We start from the raw sequence: 25372 nt of genomic DNA, 5'->3' as shown, positions 1-25372 counted from the left end.
CACGTTCCGAAACACAACCGATTATCAGGAGGGGCTTCATGGCCGACACACGCGAATTTGATGTCATTATTTACGGATCCACCGGCTACACCGGACGTCTGGTCGCCGAATATATGGCGCAACAATATGGTGTCGGAGGCGATGCTCCCAAATGGGCCATGGCGGGGCGTTCGATGGAAAAATTGGAACAAGTACGCGACCTGATTAATGCCCCAAAAGACACGCCTTTGGTCGTCGCTGACTCTGATGATGCCGCCTCCATCGATATGATGGCCAGCCGTGCGACCGTTATTCTGACCACCGTCGGACCTTATCAGCTTTATGGTGATGGACTAGTGGCCGCTTGTGTCAAAAATGGCACCCATTATGTCGACCTTTGCGGTGAGCCCGGATGGATGCGAGAGAAGATTGACGAGCATCAGGAAGCCGCTGAGCAATCTGGAGCCCAGATTTGTTTTTCTTGTGGTTTTGATTCTATTCCTTTCGACTTGGGCGTCCTGGCTTTGCAAAAAGAGATGGACAATCGCTATGGCAAACCAGCCACACGCATCAAAGGCCGCGTTCGTGCTATGGAAGGTACGTTTTCCGGTGGAACCGCTGCGAGCCTGAAAGAAACCATGAAAGCCATTGCCAAAAACCCGGGCCTCGTCAAAATTCTGGCGAGTAGTTTTGGCCTCACACCAGGTTTTGAAGGCCCCGATCAGCCCAATATGATGATCCCAAAAATTGATAAAACACTGGATAGCTGGGTCGCACCATTCATCATGGCACCGATCAATACCAAGAACGTGCATCGGACCAACTTCCTGCTCGATTTCCCTTACAGCCAAGATTTCAAATATGATGAGATGGTTGTCACCAGCCCTGGTGAAATGGGCAAACAGGCCGCAGAAATGCTGGCCAAAGCAAATCCCTTAAGCGGTGATGATGCACCAAAACCTGGCGAAGGCCCCACGAAGGAAGAACGTGAAAATGGCTATTATGATGTCATCTTCCTCGGCGAATCTGCCGATGGCGAAACCGCCAGTCTCTGCGTCAAAGGTGATAAGGATCCTGGCTATGGCTCAACCTCGAAGATGATTGCAGAAGCGGCGCTTTGCATAGCGCAAGACGGCAACAACCATGGTGGCGGAATTTGGACACCCGGCGCATTGATGGGCAAGAAACTGATTAAGCGTCTTGAAGCCAATGCCGGCCTCAGCTTCACCGTGGAAAGCTGAAGGGTACAAAATCCCTAAATTACCCGTTCAGGTATAAATACTATATGGACAAAGAGGCGGGCGCTGAAATAGCGTCTGCCTCTTGAATTTTTCGGAATGGAATGAAGTTCGTTGGCACGATGTTAAAGCGCCTATTTAGTAAGAAATCTGAAGTTCGCCCCCTGGACACAGCCTGTATCCCGGAAGGGCGACGTATCTACGCCATTGGCGATGTTCACGGCCGCAACGATTTGCTGCAACAGCTTATCGAGAAGATTATCGACGATGATGCCAAACGCGGTGATATCAGCAGCGAAATCATCTTTCTTGGTGACTTGGTTGATCGCGGTCCAGATAGTTCTGGTGTGATTGAAACAGCGATCCAGCTCAAAAACGAATTGGGCGATGTCCGGTTCCTGATGGGCAATCATGAGGAAGTTTATCTGAAAGCGGCGACAGGCGATGAAAAGGCAACTCGCTTTTTCAACCGGATTGGTGGCAAGGAAACGATCTTAAGCTATGAGATTAGCATGCGGGATTATATGGATCTCGACAATGCCGGTCTGGCTGAACGTTTGCCGGAGCTAATTCCAACGCATCACATTGACTTCGTAAAGGATTTTGAAAATCAGATCGTCGTCGGCGACTATGCCTTTGTCCATGCCGGCATTCGACCTGGCGTCGCACTTGATGAACAAAAACCGAAGGACTTGCGATGGATCAGGGAGGAATTTCTCTCAGCTAAGGAAGCTCATGAGAAAGTGATCGTATATGGCCATACGATCAACGATGATGTCGTTGAAAAGGGCAATCGCATTGGGATCGATACCGGCGCCTATTATACGGAAAAGTTAACGGCATTGGCGCTAGAAGGCGATCAGCGCTGGTACCTAGATACTGCACTACCACAATAAAAAAACGGCGGAACCCGATGGATCCCGCCGATTATTTTTGGGTAATGTGACCAGAAAGTCTTAAGCGACCTGAACTTCGTGACCGGCCTCTTCTTCCATATCACGCAGAACATAGCCGCGACCCCATACGGTTTCGATATAGTTTTCACCACCGCAGGCCAGAGCCAGTTTTTTACGCAACTTACAAATAAACACGTCGATAATTTTAAGTTCCGGCTCGTCCATGCCGCCATAAAGATGGTTGAGGAACATTTCCTTGGTGAGCGTTGTGCCCTTACGCAGGGAGAGCAGCTCAAGCATCGCATATTCTTTACCGGTCAGGTGAACACGATTGCCATCAACTTCAACTGTCTTGGCATCAAGGTTCACGGCAAGCTTGCCGGTACGAATAACAGATTGTGAGTGGCCTTTGGAACGGCGCACAACAGCGTGGATACGGGCGACCAGCTCTTCGCGATGGAAAGGTTTGGTTACATAGTCATCGGCACCAAAACCGAATGAACGCACTTTGCTGTCCATCTCGCTGATACCGGAAAGAATGAGAACAGGTGTCTGCACCTTGGCGACACGCAGCTTTTTCAGAACATCATAACCATGCATGTCAGGCAGGTTAAGGTCGAGACATATGATATCATAATCATAAAGCTTACCCAGATCGAGGCCCTCTTCACCCAGATCGGTTGTGTATACATTAAAGCCTTCGGTCGTCAGCATCAGCTCAATTGCCTTTGCAGTTGTTGGCTCATCTTCAATCAGCAGCACACGCATTGGGCAGCCCCTTTTCTTAATTTACGCACCAGCAACGGGTACACTCCCGAAGCCCCTCGATCATTTATTAACCATAAGACAGATGAACGTAAAAGGTTAATTTTAGATTAATCTAGGATTAAGCACGAGTCGCGAGAGGGTCTATGAGTCTGAAAGCCGCAGAAATGAGTCGTTTCAGGACTCTGACATCACTCGAAAAAAAAAATTAACTTTCTTCCAAAAAAGCATCGAAAAATCGGTCATGAAAATGAATTTGCTGATGAATTTGGCTGCAAATCACTTTACCTCCATTGGCAAAATTGGGTGCACAACTCCCATATGTTGCCCCCTTTGCTGCGCATGTCTTATCGACTAAGCCACTCCCATGACCTTTGATATTCCCGCAAGCGCCATAAGTGAAACCTTTCTCGCTGCATCGGGACCCGGCGGACAAAATGTTAACAAGGTCGAGACAGCAGTCCAGATGCGCGTGAATATATATGCACTACGCCTGCCCCCTTTTGCATTTCGGAAACTGCGCGAGCTTGCCGGACGACGAATGACCAGTGGCGGCGAGTTGGTTATTACCGTACGCGAACACCGAACGCGCGAAGCCAATCGTGCTGAGGCCCGCAGACGGATTGATGAAATGTTGACCGCTGCACATCAACGTGACGCTCGTCGTATAAAGACACGGCCAAGCCGCGCAGCCAAAGCGCGGAGAGTGGATTCCAAAAAGAGAAAATCGAACGTGAAGAAGATGCGCGGGAAACCAAGTTTAGACTGATCGACATGGCACTTCTTAACTCTGGAAATTACCGACCTGCCTCAGAATCAAAGAATCCACCTTAATTACAGAGCGTTACACCTTATGCTTAATATTGGTTAACCATAGGTCAACAGTACCGATTAAATGATCATGCCTAATGCCCCTGATCATGAAGAATATAAAAAGCATATTTGCCGAGCGGCAATCGAAACCCGTATTTTTAGCTTTGGCGATTGCTCTGGCAGGCCTGTCCGGTTGTAAATCGGGTGGAGCAGCTGAAAGCAGTGACAGCAGCGTAACGCTGCCCAATACGGCAGCAGCCGCTCCGGCTGGACCTTCCGTTACGCCCACCGATAGTCCGGGCCCGGCTGACAGTCCAACCCCAGACGATAATGGTGCGCCAGACGATACGCCCCCAACAGCCGATGGTCCGACGCCAACACCAAGCCCGACACCGGCTCCTACACCAGACCCCGTTCTCGCTGGCTCGTTATCCGGCCTGCCATCTATTCCAAGCAACTTCAACGTTGACGACTATCTTCAGCCCTCTTGGGGTCACGGTGATGTGCCAGTAAGCGCTGCCCCTGATGTTGTTGGCGCTTTCCGCTTTCTTTGTATGCCAAGCCACAATGCTTATGACGATCCTATCGTCTATCCAGGACAGCCCGGAAAATCGCATTTGCACACGTTTTTCGGCAACACCAAGGCAGATTCGAACTCGACATATGAATCGCTGCGCACAACCGGCGAAAGCACCTGTAACAATATGTTGAACCGTTCGGCATATTGGATACCGTCAATGATGAACGGCAAAGGCCAGGTCGTCATGCCTGACTATGTTTCCATCTATTACAAGCGCCGCCCCGATGATGATCCGGAATGCCAACGCATGGGTAAAGCGTGTATAGCCCTGCCCCGCGGCCTGCGTTACGTCTTTGGCTACAATATGCAGGATCCTGCAAATGGGTCGAAATTTCATTTGAATTGCCAAGGCGAAGGCGCAAAACCTGGCACATATGCCAATATTCCCGAGGCAGCAGTAAACTGCCCTTCGGGTGCGCAATTGGGTGCTATATTGTCCGCACCGCCATGTTGGGACGGCGTCAATCTGGATAGCCCAGACCACCGCTCTCATATGGCCCAGCCTTCCTACGGAAACTGGGGCTATGCAAAATGTCCCGACACACATCCTTATGTTGTGCCTACATTTACATTGGGAGCCTGGTACACGACCGATGATACATTGGATCGTACCGGCAATCTCGATCCTATGGCTGAAACATGGTATTTTTCGTCAGACCGCATGGCCGGCATGATGCCCCATATTCCAGGATCAACCTTCCATTCCGATTGGTTTGGCGCTTGGGACGATACGATCATGGAAAAATGGACAGCAAATTGTATTAACAAGTTGCTGAATTGCTCCGGGGGAGATCTTGGCAATGGTGAACAATTGAAGTTTTTCGATGGCTATACAACCAAAGCCAATCCGCGTCTGGTAGCTGCGCCGAAACGTCCTTCAACCTGATATTCAAGCCAAGCAGTCTAAATCCTGCTTGGCTTGATAATTCTGTTGTGCTTATAGCAATGCGTCACGTCATACGGACATCCTAGCAGGGTTCATATTGACGAAAGCAGATCCCCTATGGTCACCACCGGTGATGACGATTGCGAAAATCAAAGCACTGACGCGATAATATGGCTTCATGGCGCCGGTTTATCTGGCCGCACATGGCGATCTGATGTCCCAGGAATGAAACCGGATCTTCCGGGACACGGCCAGAATCCATGTATTCCCGAGCCGTCGGTTGAACGTTATGCTGATAGCATCGCCCCCCATCTCCCTCATCGTTTTGCACTTGTCGGCCATTCGCTTGGTGGGATGGTTGCATTGGAACTGGCTGCCCGTCATCCTGACAAGGTCCGCGCATTGGTACTGGCTGAAGCTGTACCAACGGTTTTACAATCCTCGGCCAGCACCTGGATCGCTCGGATTGCCAAAGCGGTTATGAGCCATATCAGTCCGAAACGACTGGCTTGGCTTTCCGGCCTTTCAGAGCCAGCAAAAGTCAAAAACCATCTTCGCGAACAGATCGGGTCCATGACCGTACAAGGCATACAGGACGGGCTGACTGCCGCGATGCGATATGATGGCCGTCCTCATCTAGCAGAAATCCAGTGCCCAACTATGGTCGTCATCGGGGAGCGCAATAAAGCGACACATGCCGGAGCCCGGCTATTTCATGAGGGAATAGCCTCATCACAACTAATGACATTGTCAGGCGGCCATATGATCCATGTTGAAAATGCCGAACGATTTTACACCACAGTTCTCGGTTTTCTGGGTGACAAGAAATGACTCTGCACTACATATCGCGTGGAAATCCGGAAGGTCTGCCCGTCGTTTTCCTCCATGGCGGCAGCTTTACCGGACGGATGTGGCTCGACATTGTCGATAGGATGCCGGAGTTTTATTCTATCATTCCGGACCTCCCCGGCCACGGCGGAAGTGCCAACCGCCCTTTGGTTTCGCTGGAACAGGCGGCAGATGATGTTGCTGACCTGATAACCAGTTTATTTAATGACCGGCCTATATATTTGGTTGGCCTTTCGCTGGGCGGATATACAAGCTTACAACTGCTCATCCGGCATCCCGAACGCATCAAACGTGCTGTGGTTAGTGGTGTTCATGCCGGAGGAATGCCCCATGCACGTTTAATGATCCTGGCAACCACCCTATCTTCGCCGCTGATGCGACTACGCTGGTTTCGTGAAAAGATGGTCAAAATGATGGGGCTAGATGACTATAGTCTGGTATCCGACAAAAACGGTCGCCCCAATGCTAACCCCAAGACGATGCGCGCAGTCGGAAGGCTAGCTGCCGAGTACGATGTGAGAGAGCGAATCTCAGCCATTACAACACCAACACTACTTCTAGCCGGCGCAAAAGAACATCCGATAATTCTAAAGGATCTGGCTCTCTTTCAGAACGACATGCAAAATTGCCAGGCCATGCAGGTTCCGGATATGGGACATGGATGGTGCGGTGAAGATCCCGAGCTATTCGCTAATACGGTTCGCGCGTGGTTGAACGAACAGGTGCTCCCTGACCCATTGGAATCTATTGGAAGATAAATGGTGACGTACCAGCACAGACCATCATATTGATTTGGACGCCACCACTAAAAGTTGATAGCGCAACTAGCATGCATGAATTTTCAATCTCCCAAAATGAGTCTACGGACATTTTATATCGCGATCTGGTGGCGGCCGCGGAGGCCCTGACTGACAATGAACCTGATGCTATCGCCAATATGGCGAATATCTCAGCGCTGATCTGGCAATATATTCCTGATCTGAATTGGGCGGGCTTTTACCGCGTGATCAATGATGAGCTCGTGCTTGGTCCGTTTCAGGGCAAAACCGCCTGTATTCGCATCGCGATGGGAAAAGGCGTTTGCGGAACGGCGGCTGCTACAAATAGCGTTCAACGCATAGCCGATGTGCACAGCTTCCCCGGTCACATCGCCTGCGATGCGGATAGCCGCAGCGAACTGGTAGTCCCTGTTTGCCAAGAGGGTAAGGTTATAGCGGTAATGGATCTGGACAGCCCATTGGCCGATAGATTTTCGCAGGAAGACGAAGCCCGCATGATGAGCTTAATTGCGGCAATCGCTAACAGGCTTGGTTAACTGCCCGTCAATGAAATTGACCCATTTCGAGACAGTCTCCAAAATCATCCCTATTTTACAAGCCGCTAATGGCCACATCGCGCCAAAAATGGTAACAATTGGTTAACCTATTCACGGTGGAGCCCGCAGGACGCGTGCTTCAAACAGGGAGTTGTTAACCATGAAGACCCTTTTATTTGCTGGCTTGGCTGGCGCGATGGCCTTGATGCCAGCGACTGCCTCCGCAGCCATCGAATCGGCACCTGAGAGCAATACAGCGTTGGACATCTCGTTTACCAAACCGATGGCTTTGGTTGCTGGCGCGCAAAACTCAAAATTAGCCAACCGCACATCCCGGGACGGCGCCCGGGTTCGATTGGGTCGGCTTGGTTATGGCAGAGGCTACAGGCGCCCCTTTCGCGGATTTCTTCTGCCCCGCACCTTCATCCAGCCCAGATTCTACATTGCTAACTACAGCAACTATGGTTTGCGCCGTCCGGCTTATGGCTATGGATGGTCGCGCTATTATGATGATGCTGTACTGACCGATCGCCGCGGCATCGTTTATGACAGCGTCCATAATCTTGACTGGGATCGCTATAATCAAGGTTATAACGATGGATATCGCGCAGGTCAGGCAACCTATGACACCAGCGTCCTGATCGGCGATGACCAGGTCGTAGCAACCCCATCGGGCGCACATGGCGGATCTTCCATCTATCAGGGTGACTGGGACGGCGCTTATCAAGAAGATGGTAGCTATCAGGGAGACTGGCAGGGCACGTATCGCGATGCTGAGGGCAAGATTTATGAAGGCCAATATTCAGGTACCTTCATTGGCAATGGCGATGCAGCGCAAGTTGGTGGAAGCCATGCAGAGGGACCGCATTGGAGCAGCGAAGGACCGGTACGCGCTGGCACCGACTATGAACCACCTCGCTATGACGCAAAGCGTAATAATCGCAGGGAAGAGGAATTAGCCTATTTGGAGCGTTGCAAGAAAAGTAGCGGTATCGGCGGAGCTGTTGTCGGCGGTGCCATAGGCGCATTGGCCGGGAACCGGATTGCGGGACGCGGCAACCGGCTTGGTGGATCACTAATAGGTGCCGGCGTTGGCGCGCTGGCTGGCGCAGCCATTGATCAGGGTACAGATCGATGCCGGAAGCTATTGAAGAAATATGGCGAACGACCACAATATTCGCGGACGCCCCAATATCAGCCACAGCATCGCTATCCGAGCGGATGGCACGGCGGATATTATTATCCTGCTTATTACCAGCCAACCGTTACTACAATCGTCATTCAATCTGCTCCAGTGACGACAACAACGACCTACATCGACGAAGAAGTTGTCTACACCAAGGCCAAGCCAGCAAAGAAACGCTGGAAGTCTGCGCCGAAAAGAGTGTGGAAGGCCAAACCGAAACGGTCTGCGCCAGTAAAAGGCTGTCAGCAAGAATGTTGTCTTTATTGCGACTGACCAGAAGCTATATCCTCAAATAGTCAAAAGCCGCGGATCAGAGATGATCGGCGGCTTTTTGCTGAAAGGCAGCTTGCTTAAGGCTTAAAATTCAATGGATCAGGCTGGCTTTTTTATACCCAATTTTGGATCAAAACGCCGCCATCCATCAGGGCCCAACTGCTCGAGCGGCTGAAAACGAACCTTATATTCCATCCGGCTTGATCCGTTTACCCAATAGCCGAGATAGACAAATGGCAAGCCCGCTTTTCGTGCGCGCAGAATATGATCCATGATGATGAAATTACCGAGACCGGCCCGATCGGGATGATCCGCATCAAAAAAAGAATAAATCATTGAAAGGCCATCGCCCTGCCGATCCGTTAGACAGGCACCGACCAAGCGACCTTTTGATCCGTCTGTGGTAGGCTCACGATATTCCACAACATAGCTTTTAACCGGGGACTGTTCGATCATATCGGAATAGTCCATCTCATCCATTTCGGTCATGCCACCACCGGGATGTCGTTTTGAAAGATAGTTTTGGAGAAGAGAAAATTGCTCTTCTGTGGCCCAAGGCTCGCAAGCCTCCACCACTAAGTCCTGGTTCCGCCTGAGTAACTTTCGCTGTGTGCTATTTGGAGTGAACTCGTCAGCCAGTACACGGACTGAAACGCAGGCCTTACAATCAAGGCAGCTTGGCCGATAGGCGACATTTTGGCTGCGACGAAAGCCGATGCGTCCCAAGGCGTCGTTGAGCTCATCAGTATGTGGACCACTAAGCTCGGTAAAAACTTTCCGCTCGCTTTTGCCGGGCAGATAAGGACACGGACTGGGGTTGGTCACGAAAAAACGAGGAAAACGAACCGGTGCAGTCACAAATGGGAGCCTTGATTTATCTGTTTAAGAATCGGTGATCCTAATATGCCTTCTGTAATCCAACATGAAAAGGTAATTTACCATGATGTAAAAATCGTTGTCATCAGGGCGCGATACGCAATCAAAGCTGGTTCAACAGGACAAAAAAAACGGGACGAAAACGCCCCGTTTTTAAGAATATCGTATCAGGCCTCAGGGGCTTGTTGGATCATCGTCGTCGTCATCAGCAATGATGATGATACCAGCGATTACAGCTGCAGCAGCCAAAACGCCGATGATGATGCCGGAGCTGCCTTCAAGCTTCTGTGCTTCGGTATCAGCGGTAGCGCCGATGCGTTCTGCAACTGGAGCTGTACTCTGAACAGCCTGTGCCATTGCTGGCGCAGTCATTAGGGAAACGGCTGCTACGGAAGCTGCCAATTTAGTGAACTTCATTATATACTCCAATCAGAATATTAACGTTTACCGAAGAAGCAATTCGAAACTCGATTTGCAATCCCCGATAGGGGTAACAACGTTGCGCGACTCTTTATTACTTGCATCCGTCATCAATTTCTCCTTACGGTTGGTTCGCATCAAAGGCAAGTATTAAACCGTAAAAATAGACGAGCTAGTTGAATAGCGAGACGTTTCGATAATCATTGCTTTTCTGTGACATAAACGGGCCGTCCCGCAACCCAGGTCTGCTCTACAACGATATCGCGAATTGCTTGCGGGGTCGCCAACATCAGATCATCGCTGATTATCAAGAAATCCGCACGTTTTCCCTTGGTCAGGCTGCCAATTCTGTCTTCTGCAAAGGCAGCGTAAGCGGCATCGACCGTATAGGCTTGCCATGCCTGTTCGCGCGTCAGTTTTTCCGCAGGCAACCAGCCACCAAAAGGTTCGCCATTTGCATCTTCGCGGGTTATCGCCGCCGCCAAACCGGCAAAGGGGTTGGAAGATTCAACCGGTACATCTGTACCAAAGGCCAATTTCGCCCCCGATTCGAGAATCGAACGCCAAGCATAAGCGCCGTCCAAACGACCTGCTCCCAAACGCGCCTCTGCCATCAATCGGTCGGACGTTTGGTGCACGGGTTGCATCGAAGCAATTGTTCCTGTCTTGGCTATTCTAGGGAGATCGACAGGATCGACAATCTGCGCATGTTCTATCCGCCACCGCCGGTCACCCTTGAACGTATATTGCAACTCTTCGATAGCCGATAAAAGCTCTTCATTCGCCTGATCACCAATCGCATGGACGGCTGTCTGAAAACCATCCATTGCCGCTCTGCTCATTTTATTCTTGAGTTGAGCTGATGTTAGCAACGCCAACCCTTTCTCCGCCGGTTTGTCAGCATAAGGTTGCTTGAGCAATGCACCCCGCGATCCCAGAGCACCGTCAATATAGAGCTTCACTCCAGCCAGCTTGAGATGGTCTTCATAAAGCCAGGGCGATGGGCCTGGCCCGCCAATAGCGATCATATTGTCAATCTCACCCGCGTAAGAGATGATCCGAACTTTCAGTTGGCCTTTGTCCCCAGCGCGACGAAAACTCTGCCAATCTTGCATCGACGTTCCCATGTCTGCGATCGTGGTCACCCCCTGCGACAGCAATATCTCTTGCGCTTTCATAAGCGCCAGGTCCCTTTCCACGGGGCGAGGTGCGGGGATGCTTTTCGCAAAGAGCTCCTGCGCTTTGTCAACGAAGACCCCCGTCGGCTTACCGCCTGCTTTCTCGATGGCTCCGCCGGATGGAGACTTGGTAGCCGCAGTGATGCCAGCGGCTTTCATTCCAATACTATTGACCCAAGCGGCATGGCCATCGACACGCTCCAAAAAAACCGGTCGATCAGGAATGATCGCATCAATATCTGTGGCAGTTGGAAATCGGCCGAGCCCCCACGTCTCCTGGTTCCAACCGCGGCCAATAATCCACGGCCGGTTAGGATATTTGTCAGCATATTTGCGCAGCGCCTGCTGTGCTTCCGCGAGAGATTTCGTCCCCGACAAGTCCAGTGTCAGTGCAGCAAATCCGAGCCCCATCACATGACCATGGGCATCAACAAATCCGGGGATCAGAGTTTTGCCTTTTCCATCAAATTGAAAATCAACCTGTTTGGGGCGCTTATCCTTACGATCCAGCAATTCCTTTACCCTGCCGTCATCGTCTATGACCATCGCAGAAAAACGAATGACCTTGCCCTCTTCATTAAGAGTCATGCCATTCACATTCTCAATCAGACTATCGGCCTGCGCCGGCGCGCTGACAAACATGACACTTACGCACAAGGCAGCACTAGCTCTCGCTTTAGAAAAAATTCGCATCACTATCCCCTAAACCCCAATCAATCCCTGCTCTTGGGCAAGCGCGATACCAGTGAACTGGTATCATGACGGCCGCCACCAGATGCCTGTACTTCGGCATAAAACTGATCAACCAAGGCGGCAACCGGCAAGGTTGATCCGTTGGTTCGTGCTTCATTTAGCGCCAGACCGAGATCCTTGCGCATCCAATCGACGGCAAAACCAAAGTCAAATTCATCCTTGGCCATGGTTGCCCAGCGATTATCCATCTGCCAGCTTTGTGCCGCTCCACCGGAAATCGCATCATAGACTTTGTCGAGATCTAATTGACTCGCCTGGGCAAAACGCAAAGCTTCAGATAATCCTTCCAGCACACCGGCAATAGCAATCTGGTTGCACATTTTGGTTGTTTGCCCTGCCCCAGGCCCGCCGACATGGACAATCCGGGCAGCATAGATACTCATTACAGCCTCTGCAGCGTCAAAAGCCGCCTGGTCACCACCACACATGATGGACAGCTTGCCATTTTCTGCGCCCGCCTGCCCGCCAGAAACCGGCGCATCAACAACATGAATATCGCGTCCTCGCGCCTCCACCGACAATTGCCGAGCAATTTGCGCAGATACAGTGGTATGATCAATGAAAAGGCTTCCGCTTTGCATGGCCGCAAAGACGCCATCACGCCCCATCGTCACAGATCGCAAATCATCATCATTGCCCACGCAACTGATCACGATCTCCGCCTCGTTGGCAGCTTCTGCAGGGCTCTGCGCAAAAGCTCCGCCGTGTTCCGTAACCCAGTTTTCCGCTTTTGACTGGGTACGATTATAAACTGTCAGGTCATGCCCGGCGCGTGCCAAATGCGCGGCCATGGGACCACCCATCACGCCAATTCCGATAAATGCTATTTTTGCCATAGGCTCTTCGCATAATCATTGTTTCCCTGATTGACCAGATGCGTTAGGGGCCTTCGCACTATGACAGAAGAAAATACTGCACCGCTCCCGACCTTTACCCATGATGATGTCAAGGCAGCCCATGCTCGTATCCGGGATCGGATCGTGCAAACACCAACGCTGAAGAGCATTACCCTGTCTGAAATGGCCGGTGCGGAAGTTTATTTGAAGTTTGAAAATCTTCAGTTTACCGCGGCTTACAAAGAGCGCGGCGCGCTCAATGCCTTGCTGCTGATGGATGAAGACAAACGTGCGGCCGGGGTAATCGCGGCCTCGGCTGGCAACCATGCTCAGGGTCTGGCTTATAACGCCAGAAACCTGAATATCCCCGCGACCATTGTCATGCCGACCACAACGCCGATGGTGAAAGTGGAACAAACACGCGGCCATGGTGCTGAAATCGTCATGGCAGGCGGCAATTATGATGAAGCCTATTCGCATGCGATGGAGCTCGCCGCGCAGCGCGGTTTGACTTATATCCATGCCTTTGATGACCCCCGTGTTGCTGCCGGCCAAGGCACGGTGGCAATTGAAATGCTCGAAACAGTGCCCGATCTCAATCGCCTGATCATTCCGATCGGCGGCGGCGGCCTATTTGCCGGGATGGCGACAGCTGCGCGCGCCATGAAGCCCAGTATCAAGATGACTGGCGTGCAAGCCGCGCTTTATCCGAGCATGTATGGCAAAATAAATGGCAAGGATGTGACCGCCGGCGGCGACACATTGGCGGAAGGTATTGCTGTACGCAATCCGTCTGAATTCACTGCCGCAGTGATCAAAAAATACGTCGATGAAATCCTGTTGGTAGGCGAAGCGCAGTTGGAAGGCGCGGTAAGCCTCCTCCTCCAGATAGAAAAAACTGTTGTCGAGGGCGCAGGCGCAGCCGGTCTCGCCGCCCTGCTCGGCAACAAGGACAAGTTTGTGGGTGAAAAAGTCGGCCTGGTCCTATGCGGCGGAAATATCGATACACGCTTGCTCGCAAATGTGCTCCTACGCGACCTCGCTCGCTCCGGTCGCCTCGCTCGCCTCCGGCTGCATCTGCGTGATCAGCCCGGCGCGCTATATAATGTCGTGAAGCAATTTGCCGAGCATGAGGTCAACATTATCGAGGTCTATCACCAACGCGTCTTCACCAACCTGCCTGCCAAGGGCCTTATCACCGATATCGAGTGCGAGGCCAAGGACAAGGAACAGTTGGATGGCCTGATCATCGATTTGAACAAAGCTGGTTATGACGTACGGCAGGTGGAACTGGCAGACTAGAAAGCCAGTATTTGCAAATGTATTTCGGGCAGCTCAACCGCCGACCACTTGTGACATTCTATCGCCTTTATTCTCCATGATATTCTGTGCCTCAACATGCAAGTAAAGCTCTGTTGCATTCATGGGCTCACCGAATAAATATCCCTGTACCGACTGCGGTCCAACACGTTTGGCAATAATCAGTTCCAACTCATTCTCAACGCCTTCCAGCAGGCAGTGAACGTCGAGTGTTTTTGCAATTCCAGCCAGCGAATGCAGAATTTTTTCAGTCATTGGATCACCGACATTTTCCATGAAAGAGCGGTCCACCTTGAGCTTACTGATAGGAAGGGATCGCAAATAGTTGAAATTGCAGTAACCGGTTCCAAAATCGTCCAGTGCAACGGGATGACCAATATCTGACAATTGCAGGAGATTGGTACTTGCCTTCTCTAGGTCTACCATCATCGCCGTCTCGGTAACCTCAAATTCGATCAGTGACGGGTTCAACCCACTCTCGGAAACTAGCCTCACAATCTGGTCTATAACCTGATCCGATATAAGATCATGGCTGGATAGGTTTATAGATAGAGGAATCGGGTCTTCCCAGCTTTTTAGAACACGAAGCGCCTTTCCCACAACGGTAAGTGTGATTCTTGCAATTAAGCCGCTTTCTTCCGCTATTTTGATAAACTGATCCGGTCCAATTTTCCCAAGAACTGGACTTTCCCAGCGTGCTAGTGTCTCAGCCCGAACGATTTTGTTCTTGCCCAGATCGAACTGGGGTTGAAAAACCAGATTGATTTCAGTGTCAAAATCGGCTGCACGGAGCGCCTGCTCTACTTGAAAGCGCTCTGCCGCCTCTTTTGCATGCTCGTCATGAAAAACAACCACTCTGTTTTTCCCATGTTTTTTGGCATGTAAAAGCGCAAAGTCGGCATTACGGATGGTTTGTGTTTCCATCGTATCGTCGACGATCCGGTTGCAACCAATGGATCCTGAAACCGGGATCAACCTTTCATCAATTTCATAAATCTCGCCAATAACATCTAGCAATTTTTGCAACCACAGTTCGATGTCCTCGCTCGAACCGTCACGAAGCAAAAGAATGCTAAATTCGTCTCCGCCGGTGCGGCTTACATGAGCCTCTTCTCCGCAATAGCCTTGAAGTCTTTTTGCAACGGCTTTGAGCAGTTCATCGCCCATGATGTGGCCATACATATCGTTTACCGCCTTGAAGCCGTCGAGATCGAGTAGGGCCAGCCAAGAGCCGTTGTCGCTTCCTGTTCCTTTTTTATACTGGTTAAACGCCTCAAAAAATGCACGACGATTTGGCAATCCCGTAAGGCTGTCCGAAAGCGACAAATGCCGCATTTTTTGACCAAGATTTTGAGCTTCTTCCAATTTGATTTCAGCTTCATTTCTCGCCATAGCACCGGCGCGGATGGATCGACGCAACGAATAGGACAATGTAGCGGTACTAAATGCTGCACCAACTGTTATAAAGCTATACACTACCAATTGCTCGGGATAGTGCTGAACCAATTCCAGAAAAAGGCAACCAAGCACTACGACTATGGATAGAAACGCCTGCCTCATACTGACGCTTACAAAAGCGAAGCCCATCACCATCATGATGAAGTAGAGAAGGTTTTCCTGAGCATGTTCAATGTGCATTGCGGCCATTACATTTGCCAGAACAAGCAGGTTGACCAAGCCCACCAGCAGCTCACGCTTAACAAGCTCTAACGGTCGGCTCAGCGCCCGCCAGGCAAATATGGAGACTCCACAGGCGGTTATCGACGCCGTTGCCATTGTTACCAAATTTGAGCCATTTATTGTCCAGAAATGGACAAATGTCATAATAGCATAATAAAGGGCAGCAGCACCTAAATATGCTTTGACAATTGGCCGATAGGCCTGCTCCGCGGCCGCATCAATGAACGCGGTGGATTTAGGAATAGTGCTGGTCACAGTAATATTCATAGCTAACGAGGTTAAAGTCGTTCTTTCCCCACAGTGATCGACTGCTACCGCGTTAGTCAGTAAACACTTAACAAGTGGTAAGGCATTGAATTATTTTACATCCTGCAACATATCTGGCTATCAAAGCAAACGGAACGAAAACGGTTTGACCGCACAACCTTGCCGCGAATATCAGTAACGTCGTTTTCATTCATATTGGGCGGATTTTGCGGCTGATTATAGTTCAAGGCGCTATCCCAATTCACTTCCCCTCGTCGGCCTTGACCGGATCATATTTGGCAAACCAACCCATTATATTGTCGACCTTGGCAATCAAATTGCTCGGCCGACCGGCGATCAGATGCGGCGCGTCGGGAATTTTCACCAGCACGGTATCGACATTCTGAACTTTCAAGGCGGTATAAAACTGTTCTGCCTCCCAAGCCGGCGTGCGCCAATCCGCTTCCCCGACCATAAGCATTGTTGGCGTCTTCGCGTTGTTCACAATGGACAAGGGAGACCGCCGCCAATATTCCTCTGGCTGTTCCCAAGGTTGTGCTCGGAACCAGTGACGGCTGACAAATCGCGAGATATCGGCCGCCAGCGCCATGGTGGTCCAGTTAATCACCGGTTTGATCGAAGCAGCAGCAGCGAAACGGTCGGTTTTCCCTACTGCCCAAGCCGTCAAAATGCCGCCGCCCGAACCACCGGTTATGAACAAACGGTCTTTGCTGACATAGTTTTTCGCTACCAGAGCATCGACAACAGACATCAGGTCATCATGATCGTTCCCCGGATAGTCGAGATCAATGAGCTGCGCGAAGGTTTCGCCATAGCCGGTCGAGCCGCGAGGATTGACATAGACCGTTACATAGCCTTCCGCTGCAAAGCGCTGAATTTCGGCTGCAAAAAACGGACCATACATGGCATAAGGCCCACCATGGATTTCGAGGATCATGGGATAGGATCCGTCTGCCTTGAAACCGGGAGGAAGCGCAACCCAGGCCTGAATATCCCGGCCGTCATGTGTGGATTTGGTGATGATTTCTTCGACTTTGGCCAGTTGCAGATGACCCAGCGCATCATCGTTGAGATTGGTTAGAACCTTGCCGGATCTCCCGCCGCGCGAAAGAGCCACTTCGGCCGGACGGTTGGTACTGGCTTTGGTATAAGCAATGACGGGTGAACTTCCGCCAGTCTTTTTCGCCACCGAGAAACTGCCCGAAGCGTAGGGACGACCAATGGCGGTGCCACCGACATCACGCACAAGGGTTTTGACATTTCCAGACAGATCAATCGACAAAAGAGTAAGCAAACCGTCGACCTCGACCTGTGCAATCAGTGCCTTTCCATCCGCACGCCATTGCGCAGAACTAATGGATCGATCGAAATTCGCCGTCAGATTGCGCGAATTACTGCCATCGACGCCCATCACATAGAGTTCCGTATGCTGATAGGATTTCAGTTTGTCATCATAGCCAAGATAGGCGATTTTTGATCCCTTGGGCGAAACCTTCGGCGCAAAATCAGGACCATCGCGCTGTGTTAAAGCGGTCATGGACAGGTCCGACAGATCCACTCGGTAAATTTCACTTTCAATCGGGTCGAGATAGGCGTCTTCAACATCATTACCCGTCACCAGAAGCGCCCCATTGCCCAGCCACTCAGGCGAACTGAAGCCATTTTTGCCTTTGGTCACCTGCCGCGGTGTGCCGCCTTCAGCACTCAATACAAAGACATGGCTTTTTCCTTTGGGAAGATAGCCGGCGCCATCAAAACGGAATACCAGATCATCGAACACGCGAACTGGTTTGGCCCATTCTGAATCCTGCGGACCTTTAGGCGGTTTAGCAAAAGATGCTGGTTTATCGGGGACAAACATCGAAAAAGCGATTGACTTGCCATCGGGAGACCAGGTCGGAGCAGAGGGATTTACCCCTAACTGCGCCAGTGAAAAGCTCTCACCGCTGTCCATATAGCGGACCCTCAGGTCGGGCTTACCATTTGTTGTCGTGAGATAGACCAACCGATCTCCATTGGGTGACCAGCGGACCGAGGAACTGGAGCCTTCTCCCGACACCAAAGGCCTATGTTCCCCGTTTTGCGTCGTGATTGCCCATAGATCGCCGATGACACGGTCGCTGCGCTTATCCATTGATTTGCGGGCGTAAACAATGGTCTTACCGTCCGGAGAGATCTGCGGATCATCAGCATATTCTAGGTCAAAAACACGCTCGGATGTAAATTTGCTCGTGTCATCTGGGACCTCTGCCAGTCCTGCGCTGGTAACGGAAAGAAGTGAGCAGGCGGCGAGCAAATAGCGTGTTTTCATTACAATTCCCTTCGTTTCATCCAATCCTATGGACGTCACGTGGGCTTTGCCAGCGGGAATTTGCATGATTTGAGATAGAAAGCGATATCGCCGTTAAACCCGCGCTGTCACTCCGGCATCTCGCATTCCGCGCCAGATTTGCGCGGCTTGTACCGTTTCCGGCACGTCATGGACGCGCACGATCTGCGCCCCTTGCTGGATCGCGTGATGGGCAAAGGCAATGGAACCGCCAAGGCGTTGGTCTACTGGTGCTTCCTTGGACAACGCACCGATCATGCGCTTACGGCTCGCACCGATGAGCAGCGGCTGACCAAGCGCATGGAAAAGTGCGATATTGTTCATCAGAGCCAGATTGTCGGATAGTGATTTTCCAAAGCCCAAGCCCGGATCAACAATGATCTTTTCCCGCTCAAAACCCGCTTCAACAACATCTGCGATGCGCCGTTCGAGCCAATCGAACGTATCGGTCACCACATCGCCATAGCCATCACCTTTATGAGGATCCTTGCCGCTGGAGGGTGCATGCATCAGCACGACAGGTCTTCCGGAAACGCCTGCAACTTCGAGTGAGCGTTTATCATGTAACAGCGCAGAGACATCATTGATTAGATGCGCCCCTGCCCCGATTGCAGCCTCCATAACGGCGGCCTTTCGCGTATCTATCGACAACACGGCGCCGCATTGGGTGAGCTTTTCGATTACCGGTACAACCCGCTTAATCTCATCCCCTTCCCAAACGGTTTCCGCACCGGGACGGGTAGACTCGCCGCCAATGTCGATAATGGATGCACCAGCGGTTGCCATATCAAACCCGGCATCTGCCGCAATTTGGGGATCGCCCTCATGCTTGCCGCCATCCGAAAAACTATCTGGCGTCATGTTCAATATGCCCATCACATGAGGCTGATCAAAGCGCAGCACCCGTTCCCCGCATTGCAGCGGTGCGTGGCTCCTGGTCAGATTGGCCAGTAGCGTCGCCGCCCGCTCTTGCAGAGGGTCTGGCAATCGTGACGCAATTTTGTCCCACAATTCCACCGGAACCAGGTTCCTGATTGTCGGCTTGCCATCCTCAATTATCGAATATTCAATCTGAGAAAACCAAAGCAAACTGTTGTTTAAACGTTTATTTTGCTCATCAAAATATTGTGGGCTATCAAGGAAACCAACGGGCTTCAGGTAGATTTTCGCATCCGGGCCAATGGCGTCCGCCATGATATTCTTCCTATGGTTCCGTTGCCAGCAAATAGGTTTGCCGCAGCGCGTCGACAGGCTTCAACTCTTTGCCGTCATCATAATACCAATAGGTCCAGCCGTTGCAGCTTGGCGCGTCCTGCACCGTCGCGCCGATTTTGTGAATTGAGCCTTCATGGCCGTTCCAGACCAGCGAACCATCGGCCCGGACCTTGGCTTTGAACTTGCGGTTCTTGCTGCACAATTGGGTGCCTGGTTTCAAATAACCGGTTTCGACCAATGTTCCAAAGGCAACCCGCGGCTTTGCCTTGGGTGATTGCATCGTCTTGAGATCGCTTTCATCCAGCGGGAGTGCTGCTTCGATGCGCTCTTCTGCCACTTCGCAATAGCTATCTTCTTTCTCACAGCCGATCCAGTGACGGCCCAGACGCTTGGCCACAGCCCCTGTTGTACCGGTACCAAAAAACGGGTCGAGCACGACATCACCCTTGTTGGTGGTGGCCAGCATCACGCGGTACAGCAAGGCTTCCGGTTTCTGGGTTGGATGCGCTTTCACGCCATTGCGCTTCAGCCGCTCCTGTCCGCCACAGATCGGCATGACCCAGTCGCTGCGCATTTGCAGCTCGTCATTGAGATTCTTCATCGCGCGATAGTTGAACGTATATTTCGCCTTCTCGCTTTTTGACGCCCAAATCAGCGTTTCGTGGGCATTGGTAAAGCGGGTGCCCTTGAAATTCGGCATGGGGTTCGCTTTGCGCCAGATAATATCATTGAGGATCCAATAGCCGAGATCCTGCAACGATGCACCGACCCGGAAGATATTATGATAACTGCCAATCACCCAAAGCGAGCCATTTGGTTTCAATATCCGCCGTGCTTCTTTCAGCCACGCCTTTGTAAAAGCATCATAAACGGCGAAACTGTCAAACTGATCCCAGGCATCGTCCACAGCGTCCACCTGCCCACCTTCTGGCCGATAGAGATCGCCGCCGAGCTGCAGATTATAGGGTGGATCGGCAAAAACCATATCGACGGATTCATCGGGCAGGGATTTCATCGCCTCCACACAATCCATCTTCAAAATCTGGTTCAACGGCAGGTCAGCCGCGGGCTTTTTCGAAGCCGTCTTTTTTGCGGTGGTTTTCGCCTTTGCCTTTGTTTTGGGCGTGTCGATACGCTCAATAATACCCATGAATTTTTCGCCTTTTTGACTGAAGTGACGCTTAGGGTGAGTCCTCAGCGGCCAGCGGTCAAGGCCGTTAACCTAGGTTAAAGCTGTATCTTTATGGTTAACAGAAAATGGAAAAGGAGAACGAAACGAGTCCCCCACCAGATATGGAGTCTTCACGCGGTCGGCGGACTCAATCCCTAGTGGTGTGTCCCAAAGGACTCGCTTGCCCACCCAAATTGGATAAAATAAAATTTTCGTATTTCCCAAAGACTAACCTCAAATTTGGGTTGCACATTGGTTAACTTATTTGCCGGGTTTCGCAAAATATGATTATGTCTGCGCAGTATTTCAGCAGATGCTGGCATTTTGTCGAACGGGGCGCGTAATGACTATTGATACCAATGTGAACAATACCACCGATGCCATTGCAGCACAGGCTGAAAAAAGACTTTTTGAAGCGAAATCCAACGATAGTGAGCAAGGGCTGTTACAAGCCGAAAATGGCGCGGTGACGGTCCCATTTGGCGCGAAATATGGCGGTCGCGCAGCGCGCGCAAAGCTGCGGGAACATGCAATTTTGTCGACCACCAAGATTGGCGGTTCGATCGCTGCCATCTACTGGATGTTCGCCTATGGATCAGGCTGGGTGGAATGGTCTGCTTTTCTGGTCGGTTATTTCCTCTCCATGGTCGGCTGTATTGTCGGTTATCACCGCTATTTCTCACACCGCACGTTTGAAACATCGAAACCTATGGGCATATTCATTGCGATATTGACCCAGTCGGCAGCACAAGGTTCTGCCTTGCATTGGGCGGCCAATCACCGGCGGCATCATGCGATGACAGATAAAGTGGGAGACGCCCACAGTCCGCATTTCGATGGCTATGGCAAGCCGCTGAAAGGCTTTATGAAATTTCATCATAGCCATGTCGGCTGGCTGTTTGACCGGACGACAACCGATCTCAGCATCTACGGCAAAGGGCTGGTCGATGACGAGATCGTAATGTTCGCGCATCGGACTCGCTGGTTCTGGTATTTTGTATCTGCGATCGTTTTCCCGGCGCTCTGGGCCCTGGCTTTTGCCGGACCAGAAGCGATCATCGGAACCATCTTAATCGCTGGATTTTTGCGGATTTTCGCAGTATTGACCGTTTTGCAAAGCGTGAACAGCGTCTGTCACATGTTTGGCTCACAGCGTTTTCATGACCATGGAACAGCGAAAAACAATCTGCTGATCAACATCCTGACCATGGGAGACGGCTGGCACAATAACCATCACCAGCATCCCCGTTCGGCCACATCCGGCTTGACATGGTGGGAGTTTGATCCCTGCGCCGGTATCATTCGACTGTGGGAGAAAATGGGCCTCGTGTGGAATGTTAAGTGGGCACCACGCTATACCAAGGATGAAAATGGTGAATGGGTTCCGGAAAAACCCAAAGCAGCTGCCAAACAAGCCGCCTAAAGCTCAACCATCTAAAGCAAGGAAAACTGCGCTACCGGCGCAAAGCTCTTTCGATGGAGCGGCGTTGGCCCATATTTTCTGAGCGCCGCCATATGTTCGGCCGTGCCATAGCCCTTATTGCGTTCCCAGCCATATTCGGGATATTCTTCGGCCGCTGCGATCATCATGCGATCCCGATGCTCTTTGGCGAGAATTGAGGCAGCCGAGATGCAGGCATGAATGGCATCACCGCCAACTACCGCCTCGGCATCATGGTCCCATTTTGGCAAGCGATTGCCGTCGACCAGGATGTGATCGGGTTTCTGCGACAATCCATCTGCTGCGCGCGTCATAGCGAGCATGGTTGCTTGCAGTATATTGATAGAATCAATCTCAGACTCATCACATAATGATATGTGAAATATAGTTTTTTCTAATATTTCTTGTTCAAGTGCCTCGCGCCTTTTTGCGGTCAGTTTCTTGCTGTCATCCAGCCCTCTTATGCCATGCCCATCCGGCAATATGACCGCCGCCGCAACCACCGGCCCGGCCAGTGGCCCCCTGCCCGCTTCATCTATGCCAGCTATCATTCTTGCCGTCATATCTGCGGAACGCCCATGGGACCATGGCCTGCGCCAAAACCCGGCGCGGCCTTCAGGCTTGCCCTGACATAGTCACGTGCTTTTTCGATCGCAGCTGGCAAGGCCTCGCCATGCGCCAGATAAGTCGCGATGGCCGACGACAAGGTACAGCCTGTTCCATGACTATGGCGCGTATCGATCCGACTGCCTTCCCAATGTTCGATTTCGCCATTGGCATCGATCAACCGGTCGATCAGCAGATCCCCTGCCCCGTGCCCGCCCTTGACCAGAAACGGAGCGTCAAAGCGGGAAATCGCCTCCTCTCCCCCAAGACGCTCAATTTCATCCAGATTGGGCGTAACAAGACTACAGGCCGGAATGATTTTTTCAAACGCTGCGACCGTGCGGTCATCCGCCAGCGCCGCGCCACTGGTTGCAACCATCACCGGATCGAAAATAACCGCGATGCCGTCTAAGGTTTTGAGATATTCAGCGATAGCCAGAGCGATATCCGGTGATCCCAGCATCCCAATCTTGATGGCATCGACACCAAAATCATCCATCACCGCCGTAATTTGCGCCAACACCATTTCCGGTGCCATCAACTCCACAGCCGTCACACCCTCACTATTCTGCGCCGTCACCGCCGTAATTGCAGTCATCGCGTGACCGCCAAGATTGGTTATTGTCCGGATATCCGCCTGTATCCCTGCCCCGCCTCCGCTGTCAGAGCCGGCAATAGACAGGACGCGAGGATAACTGGCCGTCATACACCAAAGAGCAGCAGGACAATCGCTGCAAACAGCAGAAAATCGGCGATACCAATACCGATAATCACAGAATTTCGATTTTCCTGAAACCAGTCTGGTACGATGATGAACAACGCCAGCCCGACAGCAATCGGGACAAATAGCACCATGATGATGATTGCAAGGAATATCACGCTAAACCCCCGCTAGCCCTTAAACTTCCGCTCGGTCGAAGCGGGAAATTTCTGCAATAACTCTGCAGACCGGGTCGGCCTTGGCATCAGGATACCGCCGCAATTGGGGCAAACTCCCTTATGCGTTGCTGCATTGCACGCATCGCAAAAGGTACATTCGAACGAGCAGATAAGCGCGCCACTCTGGTCGGCTGGCAAATCCTTGCCGCAGCTTTCACAGTCCGGCCGCATATCCAGCATCAGGCGGCGACCTCGGCAACGACATCACAGATACGGTCCACGACCTGATGGACCTGATCACTATTGTCGCCCTCTGCCATCACGCGGATCAGCGGTTCGGTGCCTGATGCGCGGATAACCAGACGTCCCGATCCGTTTAGCTCTTTCTCCGCCTCTGCAATTACCGATTTCACATTGTCATCGTCCAGCGGCGCGCCACTGGAATAACGGACATTTTTTAGCAATTGCGGAACCGGGTCAAACAGATGCAGCAGCTCACTCGCTGGCTTGCCGCTCTCCACCAGTTCGCGCAAAACCTGCAGCGCAGCGATCGTGCCATCGCCAGTTGTGCCGTGATCGAGCAGGATCATATGTCCGGATTGCTCGCCACCAACGTTAAAGCCGCCTTTTTTCATCTCTTCGAGCACATAACGGTCACCGACCTTGGAGCGGATAAGACTAAGCTTTTCTGAGGCCAGAAAGCGCTCCAGCCCGAGATTGGACATCACCGTCGCGACAATCCCGCCGCCACGGAGCAGTCCATTGCGGTTCCAGCTGGAACCGATCAGGGCCATAAGCTGGTCGCCGTCTACAATCTTGCCCTTTTCATCCACTACGATCAGGCGGTCGGCATCCCCGTCCAGCGCGATGCCGATATGCGCTCCGCTAGCTACTACGCTCTCTTGCAGGGCTGCAACATCAGTAGAACCACACTGATGATTGATATTCTTGCCATCGGGATTGACGCCGATCGTAATCACTTCCGCACCCAGTTCCCAGAAAGCCGATGGCGCCACCTGATAGGCTGCACCATTGGCGCAATCGACGACCATTTTCAGTCCATCGAGCCGGATCTGATCGGGCAATGACATTTTAATCGCGTGGATATAGCGACCCCGCGCGTCTTCAAACCGCTTTGCACGGCCGATATCCTCCGCGGGTGCCAATTTCGCATCTTCAGAGAGATAGCCTTCGATTTTCAGCTCATCTTCATCCGACAGTTTGAACCCGTCAGGTCCGAACAGCTTGATTCCATTATCATAATAAGGGTTATGGCTAGCCGAGATCATGACGCCAAGATCGGCGCGCATGGAGCGCGTCAATAGCGCTACCGCCGGTGTTGGCATCGGACCAACCTGAACCACATCCATGCCAACGCTGGTAAAGCCCGCAACCAAGGCATTTTCCATCATATAGCCGGAAAGCCTTGTATCCTTGCCAATAACGACCCGGTGACGATGGTCTCCGCGCAGAAAATGGCGCCCCGCCGCCTGCCCAACTTTCATCGCAATTTCAGCGGTCATCGGGCGCTGGTTGGTCAGTCCGCGGATCCCGTCCGTTCCAAAAAATTTCTTTGTCATAAGAGGCCGCATTCTCCAATTGATATATAGGCCAAATTAGG

24 protein-coding genes are annotated in these 25372 nt (G+C 51.7%); 10 read left to right on the top strand and 14 right to left on the bottom strand.

The annotated features are described in order from the left end of the window. Window positions 1–38: 38 nt before the first annotated feature. Window positions 39–1220 (top strand): saccharopine dehydrogenase family protein, encoded by a 1182-nt coding sequence (locus BS29_RS07215; RefSeq protein ID WP_229956524.1) that lies wholly within the window; start codon window positions 39–41, stop codon window positions 1218–1220. A gap of 101 nt (window positions 1221–1321) precedes the next feature. Beyond that, window positions 1322–2113, top strand: a complete 792-nt coding sequence (locus tag BS29_RS07210; RefSeq protein ID WP_229956523.1) for a metallophosphoesterase family protein — start codon at window positions 1322–1324, stop codon at window positions 2111–2113. Between the two features lie 60 nt (window positions 2114–2173). Here BS29_RS07210 and ctrA read toward each other — a convergent pair whose 3' ends face one another. Next, entirely contained in the window at window positions 2174–2881 is a 708-nt protein-coding gene (ctrA, locus tag BS29_RS07205; protein ID WP_108809659.1) for a response regulator transcription factor CtrA, read from the bottom strand. 364 nt (window positions 2882–3245) lie between these two features. Here ctrA and arfB point away from each other — a divergent pair, with 364 nt between their 5' ends. The 6 genes from arfB (at window position 3246) to BS29_RS07175 (ending at window position 8780) form a co-directional block, all read left to right on the top strand. Further along, the gene (arfB, locus tag BS29_RS07200; protein ID WP_229956522.1) at window positions 3246–3647 is read left to right on the top strand and encodes an alternative ribosome rescue aminoacyl-tRNA hydrolase ArfB; all 402 of its coding nucleotides are present in this window, start codon (window positions 3246–3248) and stop codon (window positions 3645–3647) included. 151 nt (window positions 3648–3798) lie between these two features. Beyond that, window positions 3799–5157 (top strand): DUF1996 domain-containing protein, encoded by a 1359-nt coding sequence (locus tag BS29_RS07195; RefSeq protein ID WP_229956521.1) that lies wholly within the window; start codon window positions 3799–3801, stop codon window positions 5155–5157. A 117-nt stretch (window positions 5158–5274) separates the two neighbouring features. Further along, on the top strand, window positions 5275–5988 hold the full coding sequence (locus BS29_RS07190) for an alpha/beta fold hydrolase (protein WP_229956520.1): 714 nt from the start codon (window positions 5275–5277) through the stop codon (window positions 5986–5988). Next, window positions 5985–6764, top strand: a complete 780-nt coding sequence (locus BS29_RS07185; protein ID WP_229956519.1) for an alpha/beta fold hydrolase — start codon at window positions 5985–5987, stop codon at window positions 6762–6764. Before BS29_RS07190 ends, BS29_RS07185 begins: the two co-directional genes overlap by 4 nt. A 71-nt stretch (window positions 6765–6835) precedes the next feature. Beyond that, a complete protein-coding gene (locus BS29_RS07180) occupies window positions 6836–7321 on the top strand; it encodes a GAF domain-containing protein (protein WP_229956518.1) in 486 nt (161 codons plus the stop codon). A 160-nt stretch (window positions 7322–7481) separates the two neighbouring features. Further along, the gene (locus BS29_RS07175) at window positions 7482–8780 is read left to right on the top strand and encodes an RcnB family protein (RefSeq protein WP_229956517.1); all 1299 of its coding nucleotides are present in this window, start codon (window positions 7482–7484) and stop codon (window positions 8778–8780) included. A gap of 99 nt (window positions 8781–8879) precedes the next feature. On the opposite strand, the gene BS29_RS07170 is transcribed toward BS29_RS07175, so the two are convergent. The 4 genes from BS29_RS07170 to BS29_RS07155 form a co-directional block, all read right to left on the bottom strand. After that, window positions 8880–9638, bottom strand: coding sequence for an arginyltransferase (locus BS29_RS07170; RefSeq protein ID WP_229956516.1), 759 nt, complete (start codon window positions 9636–9638; stop codon window positions 8880–8882). Window positions 9639–9830: 192 nt separating this feature from the next. Then, complete coding sequence (locus BS29_RS07165; protein WP_229956515.1) at window positions 9831–10073, bottom strand: hypothetical protein; 243 nt, start codon at window positions 10071–10073, stop codon at window positions 9831–9833. A 203-nt stretch (window positions 10074–10276) separates the two neighbouring features. Next, on the bottom strand, window positions 10277–11947 hold the full coding sequence (locus BS29_RS07160; RefSeq protein WP_229956514.1) for an amidohydrolase: 1671 nt from the start codon (window positions 11945–11947) through the stop codon (window positions 10277–10279). Between the two features lie 20 nt (window positions 11948–11967). After that, window positions 11968–12843 carry an NAD(P)-dependent oxidoreductase gene (locus BS29_RS07155; protein WP_229956513.1) on the bottom strand — a complete coding sequence of 292 codons (876 nt, stop codon included), beginning with the start codon at window positions 12841–12843 and terminating at the stop codon, window positions 11968–11970. Window positions 12844–12903: 60 nt separating this feature from the next. On the opposite strand from BS29_RS07155, the gene BS29_RS07150 reads away from it, so the two are divergent. Beyond that, window positions 12904–14145 (top strand): threonine ammonia-lyase, encoded by a 1242-nt coding sequence (locus tag BS29_RS07150; RefSeq protein WP_229956512.1) that lies wholly within the window; start codon window positions 12904–12906, stop codon window positions 14143–14145. Window positions 14146–14178: 33 nt separating this feature from the next. Here the strand turns inward: BS29_RS07150 and BS29_RS07145 are convergent, their stop codons facing one another. The 4 genes from BS29_RS07145 to BS29_RS07130 all read right to left on the bottom strand — a co-directional run bounded on the left by BS29_RS07145 (window position 14179) and on the right by BS29_RS07130 (window position 20804). After that, the gene (locus BS29_RS07145) at window positions 14179–16098 is read right to left on the bottom strand and encodes a putative bifunctional diguanylate cyclase/phosphodiesterase (RefSeq protein WP_229956511.1); all 1920 of its coding nucleotides are present in this window, start codon (window positions 16096–16098) and stop codon (window positions 14179–14181) included. Between the two features lie 253 nt (window positions 16099–16351). Then, complete coding sequence (locus BS29_RS07140; protein ID WP_229956510.1) at window positions 16352–18421, bottom strand: S9 family peptidase; 2070 nt, start codon at window positions 18419–18421, stop codon at window positions 16352–16354. Window positions 18422–18514: 93 nt separating this feature from the next. Continuing rightward, window positions 18515–19633 (bottom strand): dihydropteroate synthase, encoded by a 1119-nt coding sequence (gene folP / locus BS29_RS07135; protein ID WP_229956509.1) that lies wholly within the window; start codon window positions 19631–19633, stop codon window positions 18515–18517. Window positions 19634–19643: 10 nt separating this feature from the next. Continuing rightward, on the bottom strand, window positions 19644–20804 hold the full coding sequence (locus tag BS29_RS07130) for a site-specific DNA-methyltransferase (RefSeq protein WP_326838501.1): 1161 nt from the start codon (window positions 20802–20804) through the stop codon (window positions 19644–19646). A 364-nt stretch (window positions 20805–21168) separates the two neighbouring features. Between BS29_RS07130 and BS29_RS07125 the strand changes: the two genes are divergently transcribed. Then, complete coding sequence (locus tag BS29_RS07125) at window positions 21169–22248, top strand: acyl-CoA desaturase (RefSeq protein ID WP_229956508.1); 1080 nt, start codon at window positions 21169–21171, stop codon at window positions 22246–22248. 11 nt (window positions 22249–22259) lie between these two features. Here the strand turns inward: BS29_RS07125 and BS29_RS07120 are convergent, their stop codons facing one another. The 5 genes from BS29_RS07120 to glmM are packed head-to-tail and all read right to left on the bottom strand — an operon-like array spanning window position 22260 to window position 25331. After that, the gene (locus BS29_RS07120) at window positions 22260–22817 is read right to left on the bottom strand and encodes a ribonuclease HII (protein WP_229956507.1); all 558 of its coding nucleotides are present in this window, start codon (window positions 22815–22817) and stop codon (window positions 22260–22262) included. 8 nt (window positions 22818–22825) lie between these two features. Beyond that, entirely contained in the window at window positions 22826–23578 is a 753-nt protein-coding gene (gene thiD, locus BS29_RS07115) for a bifunctional hydroxymethylpyrimidine kinase/phosphomethylpyrimidine kinase (RefSeq protein ID WP_229956506.1), read from the bottom strand. Next, window positions 23575–23751 (bottom strand): hypothetical protein, encoded by a 177-nt coding sequence (locus BS29_RS07110; RefSeq protein ID WP_229956505.1) that lies wholly within the window; start codon window positions 23749–23751, stop codon window positions 23575–23577. The genes thiD and BS29_RS07110 overlap by 4 nt, the downstream gene beginning before the upstream one ends. 12 nt (window positions 23752–23763) lie before the next feature. Continuing rightward, window positions 23764–23991 carry a DUF1272 domain-containing protein gene (locus BS29_RS07105; protein WP_229956504.1) on the bottom strand — a complete coding sequence of 76 codons (228 nt, stop codon included), beginning with the start codon at window positions 23989–23991 and terminating at the stop codon, window positions 23764–23766. Beyond that, window positions 23991–25331, bottom strand: a complete 1341-nt coding sequence (gene glmM, locus BS29_RS07100) for a phosphoglucosamine mutase (RefSeq protein ID WP_229956503.1) — start codon at window positions 25329–25331, stop codon at window positions 23991–23993. The genes BS29_RS07105 and glmM overlap by 1 nt, the downstream gene beginning before the upstream one ends. Window positions 25332–25372 lie beyond the last annotated feature (41 nt).

The sequence above is a fragment of the Parasphingorhabdus litoris DSM 22379 genome (genome assembly GCF_020906275.1).
Classification (GTDB): Bacteria; Pseudomonadota; Alphaproteobacteria; order Sphingomonadales; family Sphingomonadaceae; genus Parasphingorhabdus; species Parasphingorhabdus litoris.
This window is presented reverse-complemented; position numbering and strand designations above follow the sequence as displayed.